General features: G+C 56.9%; 7 protein-coding genes, 2 tRNA genes and 3 rRNA genes. 8 read left to right on the forward strand and 4 right to left on the reverse strand.

The window, feature by feature from the left end:
- Positions 1–9 precede the first annotated feature (9 nt).
- Positions 10–1,563 (reverse strand): ABC transporter ATP-binding protein, encoded by a 1,554-nt coding sequence (locus AC515T_RS03625; protein WP_496531470.1) that lies wholly within the window; start codon positions 1,561–1,563, stop codon positions 10–12.
- A gap of 310 nt (positions 1,564–1,873) precedes the next feature.
- On the opposite strand from AC515T_RS03625, the gene AC515T_RS03630 reads away from it, so the two are divergent.
- Positions 1,874–1,966 carry a 4Fe-4S binding protein gene (locus tag AC515T_RS03630; RefSeq protein WP_496533069.1) on the forward strand — a complete coding sequence of 31 codons (93 nt, stop codon included), beginning with the start codon at positions 1,874–1,876 and terminating at the stop codon, positions 1,964–1,966.
- 119 nt (positions 1,967–2,085) lie between these two features.
- Here AC515T_RS03630 and AC515T_RS03635 read toward each other — a convergent pair whose 3' ends face one another.
- The 3 genes from AC515T_RS03635 to AC515T_RS03645 form a co-directional block, all read right to left on the reverse strand.
- Positions 2,086–2,667 carry an IMPACT family protein gene (locus tag AC515T_RS03635; RefSeq protein WP_496531471.1) on the reverse strand — a complete coding sequence of 194 codons (582 nt, stop codon included), beginning with the start codon at positions 2,665–2,667 and terminating at the stop codon, positions 2,086–2,088.
- 7 nt (positions 2,668–2,674) lie between these two features.
- Positions 2,675–3,325 (reverse strand): TetR/AcrR family transcriptional regulator, encoded by a 651-nt coding sequence (locus AC515T_RS03640; protein WP_060739307.1) that lies wholly within the window; start codon positions 3,323–3,325, stop codon positions 2,675–2,677.
- A gap of 202 nt (positions 3,326–3,527) precedes the next feature.
- Positions 3,528–4,448, reverse strand: coding sequence for a LysR family transcriptional regulator (locus AC515T_RS03645; protein ID WP_496531472.1), 921 nt, complete (start codon positions 4,446–4,448; stop codon positions 3,528–3,530).
- A 122-nt stretch (positions 4,449–4,570) separates the two neighbouring features.
- Between AC515T_RS03645 and aptA the strand changes: the two genes are divergently transcribed.
- The 7 genes from aptA to rrf all read left to right on the forward strand — a co-directional run bounded on the left by aptA (position 4,571) and on the right by rrf (position 13,349).
- Positions 4,571–5,920, forward strand: a complete 1,350-nt coding sequence (gene aptA, locus AC515T_RS03650; RefSeq protein WP_496531473.1) for an omega-aminotransferase AptA — start codon at positions 4,571–4,573, stop codon at positions 5,918–5,920.
- 71 nt (positions 5,921–5,991) lie between these two features.
- Positions 5,992–7,485, forward strand: coding sequence for a CoA-acylating methylmalonate-semialdehyde dehydrogenase (locus AC515T_RS03655; RefSeq protein ID WP_496531474.1), 1,494 nt, complete (start codon positions 5,992–5,994; stop codon positions 7,483–7,485).
- Between the two features lie 625 nt (positions 7,486–8,110).
- A 16S ribosomal RNA gene (locus AC515T_RS03660) occupies positions 8,111–9,647 on the forward strand.
- A 122-nt stretch (positions 9,648–9,769) separates the two neighbouring features.
- A tRNA-Ile gene (locus AC515T_RS03665) sits at positions 9,770–9,846 on the forward strand.
- Between the two features lie 10 nt (positions 9,847–9,856).
- Positions 9,857–9,932: transfer RNA gene (locus tag AC515T_RS03670), tRNA-Ala, on the forward strand.
- Positions 9,933–10,173: 241 nt separating this feature from the next.
- Positions 10,174–13,065 (forward strand): 23S ribosomal RNA (locus tag AC515T_RS03675).
- A gap of 168 nt (positions 13,066–13,233) precedes the next feature.
- Positions 13,234–13,349: ribosomal RNA gene (rrf, locus tag AC515T_RS03680) — 5S ribosomal RNA — on the forward strand.
- Together the 16S, 23S and 5S rRNA genes with 2 tRNA genes alongside form the textbook arrangement of a ribosomal RNA operon.

Here is a 13,349-nt window from a genome sequence, read left to right on the forward strand (position 1 = left end):
AAAACTCCGTTAAACCGGCGCGGGGGCAGGGGATTGAGAGGCGTCGAATTGACCAGCCATCCACGCTCCGATGTCGCTGAGGCGGGTCTCGACCGTAGGGCGCAAGGCCGACAGGCGCCCGCCGCACAAGGCACCGAGGCGGTCGCTGATCTGAAACAGTTCGTCGAGGTCTTCGGAGATCACCAGAATCGCCGCGCCCGCGTCGCGCAGGGCGATCAGGGCGCGATGGATGGTCGCCGCCGCACCGACATCCACGCCCCAGGTCGGGTGCGCGGCCACAAGCAGTTTTGGCTGTTGGAGGATTTCCCGACCGAGAATGAATTTCTGCAGGTTGCCCCCCGAAAGACTGCGTGCCGGGGTTCGGGTGCCGGGTGTTTTCACGCCAAAGCGGCGGATGATGTCCTCGGCCAGGTGTTCGACCTGGCGGCGTCGAATCAGCCCATGGCTGACCAGGCCCTGTTGGAAAGCGCTGAGCAAGGCGTTATCCGCCAGGCTCAATTGCGGCACGGCGCCGTGGCCCAGGCGTTCGGCGGGGACGAATGCCAGGCCAAGCCGACGCCGGGCGTCGGGGCGCAGGTGCGCGACGGGTTGCCCGTCGAATCGGATCGTATCGCCCTGCTGGCGGGGAAGCTGTGTTTCTCCGCTGAGCAACGCCAGCCATTCGTCCTGGCCGTTGCCCGCCACCCCGGCGATGCCGACGATTTCGCCGCTGCAGACCTCAAGGTCAATGTCTCGCAACGAACAGCCGAACGGGTCCGGGTTATGCCATGACAGCTTGTTGATTTGCAGGAAGGCTTTGTCTGCGCTGACCTTGGGGTAGTCCGTGATCAGCCCGGCGGCTTCGCCAACCATCAGTTGCGCCAGCTCCCGGTCCGAGCAGTGCGCCGGGGTGCAATGCCCCGCCACCCGTCCGCCGCGCAGTACCGTGGCGCTGTGGCACAAGGCTCGCACTTCCCCGAGCTTGTGGCTGATAAACAAAATGCTGCAGCCCTCGCTCGCCAGGCGGCGCAGGGTCACGAACAGTTCTTCGGCTTCTGCGGGCGTGAGCACTGAGGTCGGTTCATCGAGAATCAACAGGCGAATGTCCTGCATCAGGCAGCGAATGATCTCCACCCGCTGGCGCTCGCCAATCGACAGGTCGTGGACCAGCCGCTGCGGTTCCAGTGCCATGCCGTAGCGTCGGGAAACGTCGCGGATCCGGGGTTCCAGTTGCGTCGGCGTACCGGCTGCCGCGCCCATTGCCAGGGCGATGTTTTGCGCAACGGTGAGGGTTTCGAACAGCGAGAAATGCTGGAACACCATGCCGATGCCCAGGCTGCGAGCCTGGGCCGGGTTACGCAGGTTGACGCGCTGGCCTTGCCAGATCACTTCACCCGAATCGGCAGCAGTAACGCCGTAGATAATCTTCATCAGGGTGCTTTTACCCGCACCGTTTTCGCCGAGCAGGGCGTGGATCTCGCCGGGCTGGATGCTCAGGTCGATGGCGTCGTTGGCCAGGCAACCGGGGTAGCGTTTGCTGATCTTGCGCAGTTGCAGGCGCGCGGTGGAGTCGGGGTTGGACATGACAGGCTCGGGCCGATGGACTGGAATGCCTGTGAATAAAGCAATTTCCTGGCCATCAGGTCAGGAAATTGCCTTGGGCCCAGCACTAGGGCCCTCTGCGTGTGGCCTGGGCCGCGGCGATTGGACAATTCTGCACTGGGTTGGAGCGAGCGCGTTTTACGCAGGCATCGGTATGCCCTGAAATGGGTGGTTAAAAATTGAGCAAGCGGCCGCGAGCCATGTTCTTCTTGGGGCGGGAGGAGCCATGAACGGGTTATCCACAGGTTGCTCCACAGTTATTGTGCGCAAGCCGGAAACTTGGGCATAAGCACTGCGGGGCTTTCTTCTAAAGGTGATAACCCTGTGCAAGCGTTTGTTTTGCGGATGGATTTGTCGGTTGGGTGGAGTTTTGGACGAAAAATGAGCAACCCTCTGAAAGCCGCATGACAAAAGGGTTACAGGGGGATGTACTCAGGTTATCCACAGTCGGGTGCACAGTGGATGTGGGCAAGTTGAACGATTGCGCGATGCAAGCCTGCGAACTCAACGCGCCAACAGGATCCTTCCACGGCTCAGGCCGGCCAGTTGCGTTTGCAGGGTTTCGATGTGGGCTTCACCCACGGCCAATTGCAGGTCTACGCCATTGGCGGTGAAGCGTTCTTCATTGACCAGCCCGCCGCACTCGGCGACGCGCAGTTTCACCAGGGGCAGTTCGGCGAACCCGCAGCTACAGTGCAGCGGCACACGGCTGATCAATTCGATTTTTTCGGCGTTTTGCAGGCATTTATTCGCGCCGCCGCCATAAGCCCGGGCGAGCCCGCCGGTGCCCAGTTGAATCCCGCCGTACCAGCGAACCACCAGCACCACGACTTGATCGCAGGCCTGGGCTTCGATCGCGGCCAGGATCGGCCGACCGGCGGTGCCACCTGGCTCGCCATCGTCGTTGCTGCGGTATTGGTCGCCGAGTTTCCAGGCCCAGCAATTGTGCGTGGCATCCAGGTCGCTGTGTTGCTCGATGAACGCTTGGGCATCGGCGGGGCTGGTGATGGGCGCGGCGAAGGTGATGAAGCGGCTTTTGCGAATGTCTTCGCGGTACTCGCAAAAGCCGGCAAGGGTAAAGGGCATGGCGATCTTAAAGAGTGGGTGTCAGGCCGCAGCCCTTGAGAATGATGCGGATCAGGTTGTCACCCGCGTCGATCATGTCCTGCTTGGTCAACTTGCTGCGACCGGTCACGCGACAGATCTGAGTGGCGAAATCGGCGTAATGCTGGGTGCTGCCCCACAACAGGAAAATAAGGTGCACCGGGTCGATCGGGTCCATCTTGCCGGCGTCGATCCAGGCCTGGAACACGGCCGCCCGGCCATTGAACCAGGCGCGATAATCCTGGTTGAAGTACTCGGTCAGACATTCGCCACCGCTGATCACTTCCATGGCAAACAACCGCGACGCCTGGGGCTGGCGACGAGAGAACTCCATTTTGGCGCGGATATAGCGGGTCAGGGCTTCGGCCGGATCATCCTCGGCGGTGAGGGTATTGAAGGTACTGTCCCACAATTCGATGATGTTGCTCAGCACCGCCACGTACAGGCCAAGTTTATTGGTGAAGTAATAATGCAGGTTCGCCTTCGGCAGCCCAGCCTTGAGGGCGATGGCATTCATGCTGGTGCCTTTGAACCCGTGGCGAGCGAATTCATCTTCGGCGGCCTTGAGAATCGTCTCTTCGTTCTTTTGACGAATGCGACTGGTGGGCTTGCCGCTGTGGGCAGGGACTTCAAAGGTCATGGGCGTTTCCGGGCTGGTTCTGTGGGGCAAGCAAGTGCGTTGATAGCGCACCGGCATCAATCCGACAAGTGCCATCACACTAAAAGCCGGCTAAACACCTGTGGGAGCGAGTTTGCTCGCGATAGCGGCTGGTCAGTCAGCGGTGATGTGGATGACCTATCGCCATCGCGAGCAAGCTCGCTCCCACAAGGGGCGGAGGAGATCAGCGAGTTGCCGCCAAGCTGTCGAGAAAACTCTCCAGCACCAGATGAGGCCGGCGGCCCTTGCGCGTAACCGACGCCAGGCTCAGGTCATAGAACCGTGCGGTAGGTTTCAAGGCCCGCAACCGACCTTGCTGGACCCAGAGGTTGGCGTAGTGATCGGGCAGGTAACCGATGTAGCGCCCGGTGAGGATCAGGAACGCCATGCCTTCGCGGTCCGATGCACTCGCGGTGCAGTTGAGCGCCTGGTAGTGGGCCTGGACCTCGGCCGGCAGGCGGAACGTGGGGGCGATGGCGTCCTGGCTGTTGAGGCGAGCGTCTTCAAGTTGTTGGTCATCGACATAAAACAGCGGGTGCCCGACCGCGCAGTACAGCAGTGATCGTTCGCTGTACAACGGTTGATATTCCAGCCCGGACAAGGCACTGGCCTGGGGGACTACGCCAACATGCAAGCGTCCGTCGAGCACGCCTTGCTCGACTTCGTTGGGGGCGATCATGCGAATCTGGATCTGCACGTCGGGCCCGCGCTCTTTCAATTGCGCCAGGGCGTGGGTGATGCGCATGTGGGGCAGGGTGACCAGATTGTCGGTCAGGCCGATGGTCAACTCACCGCGCAGATGCTGGTGCAGGCCGTTGACCTCGGTGCGAAAGCTTTCCAGTGCGCTCAATAACTGCAACGCCGATTGATACACCTCGCGCCCTTCTTCGGTCAGGGAAAAACCCGCGCGCCCGCGCTGGCACAGGCGCAAACCGAGGCGTTGTTCGAGGTCGCTCATCTGCTGGCTGATGGCCGAACGGCCGATGCCCAGCACGGTTTCCGCCGCGGAGAATCCACCGCATTCCACTACGCTGCGAAAAATGCGCAGCAGGCGAATATCAAAGTCGCTGACCTGGGCCAGTGGATCGGGACGACGAGCGCTCATAGTTTAGTGATCCACTGACTGAAGGTTACAAAAGTTGGATTTCACCGACTTTATCGCCGTGGCAACTTAGCTGCAAGAACGCTTTCGATCCCCTGTCGCTTATGACCTGCGAGGTTTTGTCGATGAACATGCCCGAACACGCTGCCGGTTGCCTGGCCAGCCAGCTCAAGCTCGATGCCCACTGGATGCCTTACACCGCCAACCGCAATTTCCAGCGCGATCCGCGCCTGATTGTCGCCGCCGAAGGCAGTTGGCTGGTGGATGATAAAGGGCGCAAGGTGTACGACTCGCTGTCGGGCCTGTGGACATGCGGCGCCGGGCACACCCGCAAGGAAATCCAGGAAGCGGTCGCCAAGCAACTGGGCACCCTCGATTACTCGCCGGGGTTCCAGTACGGTCATCCGCTGTCGTTCCAGTTGGCGGAAAAAATCACCAGCCTGACCCCGGGCAATCTCAATCACGTGTTCTTCACCGATTCCGGCTCCGAGTGCGCCGATACTGCGGTGAAGATGGTCCGCGCTTATTGGCGTCTCAAGGGCCAGGCGACCAAGACCAAGATGATTGGGCGTGCCCGTGGTTATCACGGCGTGAACATCGCCGGCACCAGCCTCGGCGGTGTCAGCGGCAACCGCAAGTTGTTCGGTCAGGCGATGATGGATGTCGATCATTTGCCCCACACCTTACTGGCCAGCAACGCCTATTCCCGTGGCATGCCCAAAGAGGGTGGCATCGCCTTGGCCGATGAACTGCTGAAGCTGATCGAACTGCACGATGCGTCCAACATCGCTGCTGTGTTTGTCGAACCGATGGCAGGGTCGGCCGGCGTGCTGGTGCCGCCTGAGGGTTATCTCAAGCGCCTGCGGGAAATCTGCGACCAGCACAGCATTCTCTTGGTGTTCGACGAAGTGATCACCGGTTTCGGCCGCACCGGTTCGATGTTCGGTGCCGACAGCTTTGGCGTGACCCCGGACCTGATGTGCATCGCCAAGCAAGTCACCAACGGCGCGATCCCCATGGGCGCGGTGATTGCCAGCTCCGAGATCTACCAGACCTTCATGAACCAGCCAACACCCGAGTACGCAGTGGAATTCCCCCACGGCTACACCTACTCGGCGCACCCGGTGGCCTGTGCGGCTGGCCTGGCGGCGCTGGACTTGCTGCAGAAGGAAAACCTGGTGCAGAGCGTGGCCGAGATCGCTCCGCATTTCGAGAATGCATTGCACGGCTTGAAGGGCGCGAAGAACGTCATCGACATTCGCAACTATGGCTTGGCCGGCGCGATCCAGATCGCCGGGCGCGATGGCGATGCAATCGTGCGTCCGTTCGAGGCCGGCATGGCGTTGTGGAAAGCCGGGTTCTATGTGCGGTTCGGCGGTGACACCCTGCAATTCGGGCCTACGTTCAACAGTAAGCCGCAGGATCTGGATCGCCTGTTCGACGCCGTCGGTGAAGTGCTGAACAAGCTCGACTGATGCGTCCTTCTCTATAGCTTTCGATAACGGGCGTCCGGTCACGGGCGCCTGTGGATAATTCTGGAGTCCCCATGAGCCTCATCCCGCATTTGATCAATGGCGAATTGCTGAGCGACAGCGCTCGCACCGCCGATGTGTTCAACCCGTCCACTGGCCAGGCCATCCATAAGGTGCCGTTGGCTGATCGCGCGACCATCCAGCAAGCCATCGACGCTGCCAAGGCGGCTTTCCCGGCCTGGCGCAATACGCCTGCGGCCAAGCGTGCGCAGGTCATGTTCCGTTTCAAGCAATTGCTGGAGCAAAACGAGTCGCGTATCGCCCAGTTGATCAGCGAAGAACACGGCAAGACCTTGGAAGACGCGGCCGGTGAGCTCAAGCGAGGCATCGAAAACGTCGAGTTTGCTTGTGCCGCGCCAGAAATCCTGAAAGGCGAATACAGCCGTAACGTAGGCCCGAACATCGATGCCTGGTCAGACTTTCAACCTTTGGGCGTGGTGGCGGGTATCACGCCGTTCAACTTCCCGGCGATGGTGCCGCTGTGGATGTATCCGCTGGCGATCGTCTGCGGTAACTGCTTTATTCTCAAGCCGTCCGAGCGCGACCCGAGTTCGACGCTGCTGATTGCCCAACTGCTGTTGGAAGCCGGTTTGCCCAAGGGCGTCTTGAGCGTGGTCCATGGCGACAAGGCTGCCGTGGATGCACTGATCGAAGCGCCGGAAGTGAAGGCGCTGAGTTTTGTCGGTTCGACGCCGATTGCCGAATACATCTATGCCGAGGGCACCCGACGTGGCAAGCGCGTCCAGGCACTGGGTGGGGCGAAGAACCATGCGGTGCTGATGCCGGATGCCGACCTGGACAATGCCGTCAGCGCACTGATGGGCGCGGCGTACGGTTCGTGCGGCGAGCGTTGCATGGCGATTTCGGTGGCTGTGTGTGTCGGCGACCAGGTGGCGGATGCATTGGTGTCCAAGCTGGTGCCGCAAATCAAGGCGCTGAAGATCGGCGCCGGCACGTCTTGCGGGCTGGACATGGGGCCGCTGGTGACCGGTCAGCATCGGGATAAGGTCAGTGGCTATATAGAAGAGGGTGTGGCGGCAGGTGCTTCGCTGATTGTCGATGGTCGCGGCTTGAGTGTGGCCGGGCATGAAGAGGGCTTCTTCCTTGGTGGCTGCCTGTTCGATCGTGTGACTCCCGAGATGCGCATCTATAAGGAGGAGATCTTTGGGCCGGTGCTGTGCATCGTCCGGGTCAACAGCCTGGAAGAGGCGATGCAACTGATCAATGATCACGAGTATGGCAACGGCACCTGTATCTTCACCCGCGATGGCGAAGCGGCGCGGTTGTTCTGCGACGAGATCGAGGTTGGCATGGTGGGCGTCAACGTTCCCTTGCCGGTACCTGTGGCCTATCACAGCTTTGGCGGCTGGAAGCGTTCGCTGTTCGGCGACCTGCACGCCTATGGCCCGGACGGCGTGCGTTTCTATACCCGTCGCAAGGCCATCACCCAGCGCTGGCCGCAGCGTGCCAGCCATGAGGCTTCACAGTTCGCTTTCCCTAGCTTGTAATCGGTGAGTGAAGAGGCCGGCGCCCTTGGGCGCCGGCCTCTTTGTTTACAGAGCTTTCAGGCTGATGTGACAGAATTGTGAAAATAGGTGTTGACGGCAGATTCTGGACGTCTATAATTCGCCCCACTTCCGGCGCAGTCGAAACGGAAAACTCCTTGAGATTCAACGAGTTAAGTAGGTTTCGACGGTGCAGGACTTCAGTTCATCGAAGTTCGGAAGAAGCAGATAGTGCAGTGTTGTTTGGCTCTATCGGCGGTTCGATCTTCTCGGTCGAAAGCGGTGAAAAAGAGGTGTTGACAGCAGCGACTAACGCTGTAGAATTCGCCTCCCGCTAACGAGAGATCGGAAGCGCAAGTGGTTGAAGTTGATAAGGAAACTTTGAAAACTTCTGAAAATAACCGCTTGACAGATACACGGGGCGCTGTAGAATGCGCGCCTCGGTTGAGACGAAAGACTCAGCCAACCGCTCTTTAACAACTGAATCAAGCAATTCGTGTGGGTGCTTGTGGAGTCAGACTGCTAGTCAACAGATTATCAGCATCACAAGTTACTCCGCGAGAAATCAAAGATGTAACCAACGATTGCTGAGCCAAGTTTAGGGTTTTCTCAAAACCCAAAGATGTTTGAACTGAAGAGTTTGATCATGGCTCAGATTGAACGCTGGCGGCAGGCCTAACACATGCAAGTCGAGCGGTAGAGAGGTGCTTGCACCTCTTGAGAGCGGCGGACGGGTGAGTAATGCCTAGGAATCTGCCTGGTAGTGGGGGATAACGCTCGGAAACGGACGCTAATACCGCATACGTCCTACGGGAGAAAGCAGGGGACCTTCGGGCCTTGCGCTATCAGATGAGCCTAGGTCGGATTAGCTAGTTGGTGAGGTAATGGCTCACCAAGGCGACGATCCGTAACTGGTCTGAGAGGATGATCAGTCACACTGGAACTGAGACACGGTCCAGACTCCTACGGGAGGCAGCAGTGGGGAATATTGGACAATGGGCGAAAGCCTGATCCAGCCATGCCGCGTGTGTGAAGAAGGTCTTCGGATTGTAAAGCACTTTAAGTTGGGAGGAAGGGCATTAACCTAATACGTTAGTGTTTTGACGTTACCGACAGAATAAGCACCGGCTAACTCTGTGCCAGCAGCCGCGGTAATACAGAGGGTGCAAGCGTTAATCGGAATTACTGGGCGTAAAGCGCGCGTAGGTGGTTCGTTAAGTTGGATGTGAAAGCCCCGGGCTCAACCTGGGAACTGCATTCAAAACTGTCGAGCTAGAGTATGGTAGAGGGTGGTGGAATTTCCTGTGTAGCGGTGAAATGCGTAGATATAGGAAGGAACACCAGTGGCGAAGGCGACCACCTGGACTGATACTGACACTGAGGTGCGAAAGCGTGGGGAGCAAACAGGATTAGATACCCTGGTAGTCCACGCCGTAAACGATGTCAACTAGCCGTTGGGAGCCTTGAGCTCTTAGTGGCGCAGCTAACGCATTAAGTTGACCGCCTGGGGAGTACGGCCGCAAGGTTAAAACTCAAATGAATTGACGGGGGCCCGCACAAGCGGTGGAGCATGTGGTTTAATTCGAAGCAACGCGAAGAACCTTACCAGGCCTTGACATCCAATGAACTTTCCAGAGATGGATTGGTGCCTTCGGGAGCATTGAGACAGGTGCTGCATGGCTGTCGTCAGCTCGTGTCGTGAGATGTTGGGTTAAGTCCCGTAACGAGCGCAACCCTTGTCCTTAGTTACCAGCACGTTATGGTGGGCACTCTAAGGAGACTGCCGGTGACAAACCGGAGGAAGGTGGGGATGACGTCAAGTCATCATGGCCCTTACGGCCTGGGCTACACACGTGCTACAATGGTCGGTACAGAGGGTTGCCAAGCCGCGAGGTGGAGCTAATCCCACAAAACCGATCGTAGTCCGGATCGCAGTCTGCAACTCGACTGCGTGAAGTCGGAATCGCTAGTAATCGCGAATCAGAATGTCGCGGTGAATACGTTCCCGGGCCTTGTACACACCGCCCGTCACACCATGGGAGTGGGTTGCACCAGAAGTAGCTAGTCTAACCTTCGGGAGGACGGTTACCACGGTGTGATTCATGACTGGGGTGAAGTCGTAACAAGGTAGCCGTAGGGGAACCTGCGGCTGGATCACCTCCTTAATCGACGACCGCAGCTGCTTCATGAGCTCCCACACGAATTGCTTGATTCATTGAAGAAGACGATAGAAGCAGCTTTAAGCTCCAAGCTGATAGCTCACGCTAACAGTTACAAGCTCGAAATTGGGTCTGTAGCTCAGTTGGTTAGAGCGCACCCCTGATAAGGGTGAGGTCGGCAGTTCGAATCTGCCCAGACCCACCAATTTTGTAATGGGGCCATAGCTCAGCTGGGAGAGCGCCTGCCTTGCACGCAGGAGGTCAGCGGTTCGATCCCGCTTGGCTCCACCATAAACTGCTTCTGAAAGCTTAGAAATGAGCATTCCATCCAGGTGATGGTGAATGTTGATTTCTAGTCTTTTGATTAGATCGTTCTTTAAAAATTTGGGTATGTGATAGAAAGATAGACTGAACGTTACTTTCACTGGTAACGGATCAGGCTAAGGTAAAATTTGTGAGTTGCTCTTAGAGCAAGATCGAATTTTCGGCGAATGTCGTCTTCACAGTATAACCAGATTGCTTGGGGTTATATGGTCAAGTGAAGAAGCGCATACGGTGGATGCCTTGGCAGTCAGAGGCGATGAAAGACGTGGTAGCCTGCGAAAAGCTTCGGGGAGTCGGCAAACAGACTGTGATCCGGAGATGTCTGAATGGGGGAACCCAGCCATCATAAGATGGTTATCTTGTACTGAATACATAGGTGCAAGAGGCGAACCAGGGGAACTGAAACATCTAAGTACCCTGAGGAAAAGAAATCAACCGAGATTCCCTTAGTAGTGGCGAGCGAACGGGGACTAGCCCTTAAGCTTCTTTGATTTTAGCGGAACGCTCTGGAAAGTGCGGCCATAGTGGGTGATAGCCCTGTACGCGAAAGGATCTTAGAAGTGAAATCGAGTAGGACGGAGCACGAGAAACTTTGTCTGAATATGGGGGGACCATCCTCCAAGGCTAAATACTACTGACTGACCGATAGTGAACTAGTACCGTGAGGGAAAGGCGAAAAGAACCCCGGAGAGGGGAGTGAAATAGATCCTGAAACCGTATGCGTACAAGCAGTGGGAGCCCACTTTGTTGGGTGACTGCGTACCTTTTGTATAATGGGTCAGCGACTTATTTTCAGTGGCGAGCTTAACCGAATAGGGGAGGCGTAGCGAAAGCGAGTCTTAATAGGGCGTCTAGTCGCTGGGAATAGACCCGAAACCGGGCGATCTATCCATGGGCAGGTTGAAGGTTAGGTAACACTGACTGGAGGACCGAACCGACTACCGTTGAAAAGTTAGCGGATGACCTGTGGATCGGAGTGAAAGGCTAATCAAGCTCGGAGATAGCTGGTTCTCCTCGAAAGCTATTTAGGTAGCGCCTCATGTATCACTGTAGGGGGTAGAGCACTGTTTCGGCTAGGGGGTCATCCCGACTTACCAAACCGATGCAAACTCCGAATACCTACAAGTGCCGAGCATGGGAGACACACGGCGGGTGCTAACGTCCGTCGTGAAAAGGGAAACAACCCAGACCGTCAGCTAAGGTCCCAAAGTTATGGTTAAGTGGGAAACGATGTGGGAAGGCTTAGACAGCTAGGAGGTTGGCTTAGAAGCAGCCACCCTTTAAAGAAAGCGTAATAGCTCACTAGTCGAGTCGGCCTGCGCGGAAGATGTAACGGGGCTCAAACCATACACCGAAGCTACGGGTATCACGCAAGTGATGCGGTAGAGGAGCGTTCTGTAAGCCTGTGAAGGTGAGTTGAGAAGCTTGCTGGAGGTATCAGAAGTGCGAATGCTGACATGAGTAACGACAATGGGTGTGAAAAACACCCACGCCGAAAGACCAAGGTTTCCTGCGCAACGTTAATCGACGCAGGGTTAGTCGGTCCCTAAGGCGAGGCTGAAAAGCGTAGTCGATGGAAAACAGGTTAATATTCCTGTACTTCTGGTTATTGCGATGGAGGGACGGAGAAGGCTAGGCCAGCTTGGCGTTGGTTGTCCAAGTTTAAGGTGGTAGGCTGGAATCTTAGGTAAATCCGGGATTCTAAGGCCGAGAGCTGATGACGAGTTACCCTTTGGGTGACGAAGTGGTTGATGCCATGCTTCCAAGAAAAGCTTCTAAGCTTCAGGTAACCAGGAACCGTACCCCAAACCGACACAGGTGGTTGGGTAGAGAATACCAAGGCGCTTGAGAGAACTCGGGTGAAGGAACTAGGCAAAATGGCACCGTAACTTCGGGAGAAGGTGCGCCGGTGAGGGTGAAGCACTTGCTGCGTAAGCCCACGCCGGTCGAAGATACCAGGCCGCTGCGACTGTTTATTAAAAACACAGCACTCTGCAAACACGAAAGTGGACGTATAGGGTGTGACGCCTGCCCGGTGCCGGAAGGTTAATTGATGGGGTTAGCTAACGCGAAGCTCTTGATCGAAGCCCCGGTAAACGGCGGCCGTAACTATAACGGTCCTAAGGTAGCGAAATTCCTTGTCGGGTAAGTTCCGACCTGCACGAATGGCGTAACGATGGCGGCGCTGTCTCCACCCGAGACTCAGTGAAATTGAAATCGCTGTGAAGATGCAGTGTATCCGCGGCTAGACGGAAAGACCCCGTGAACCTTTACTATAGCTTTGCACTGGACTTTGAATTTGCTTGTGTAGGATAGGTGGGAGGCTTTGAAGCGTGGACGCCAGTTCGCGTGGAGCCATCCTTGAAATACCACCCTGGCAACTTTGAGGTTCTAACTCAGGTCCGTTATCCGGATCGAGGACAGTGTATGGTGGGTAGTTTGACTGGGGCGGTCTCCTCCTAAAGAGTAACGGAGGAGTACGAAGGTGCGCTCAGACCGGTCGGAAATCGGTCGTAGAGTATAAAGGCAAAAGCGCGCTTGACTGCGAGACAGACACGTCGAGCAGGTACGAAAGTAGGTCTTAGTGATCCGGTGGTTCTGTATGGAAGGGCCATCGCTCAACGGATAAAAGGTACTCCGGGGATAACAGGCTGATACCGCCCAAGAGTTCATATCGACGGCGGTGTTTGGCACCTCGATGTCGGCTCATCACATCCTGGGGCTGAAGCCGGTCCCAAGGGTATGGCTGTTCGCCATTTAAAGTGGTACGCGAGCTGGGTTTAGAACGTCGTGAGACAGTTCGGTCCCTATCTGCCGTGGACGTTTGAGATTTGAGAGGGGCTGCTCCTAGTACGAGAGGACCGGAGTGGACGAACCTCTGGTGTTCCGGTTGTCACGCCAGTGGCATTGCCGGGTAGCTATGTTCGGAAAAGATAACCGCTGAAAGCATCTAAGCGGGAAACTTGCCTCAAGATGAGATCTCACTGGGACCTTGAGTCCCCTGAAGGGCCGTCGAAGACTACGACGTTGATAGGCAGGGTGTGTAAGCGCTGTGAGGCGTTGAGCTAACCTGTACTAATTGCCCGTGAGGCTTGACCATATAACACCCAAGCAATTTGCAACTCCGAGCCCAAAGGCGCAGGAGACCAGATTGCGGTGTGTGAAGACGAAACGAACCGAAAGTTCGAGATACTCACAAACAGCACCAAACTATCGCATACCCATTCGCTGGAACGTGACCGTAAGGCACGCGCTGGCTACCGAATTTCTTGACGACCATAGAGCATTGGAACCACCTGATCCCATCCCGAACTCAGAAGTGAAACGATGCATCGCCGATGGTAGTGTGGGGTTTCCCCATGTGAGAGTAGGTCATCGTCAAGA

The organism is Pseudomonas sp. FSO-7 (genome assembly GCF_059579345.1).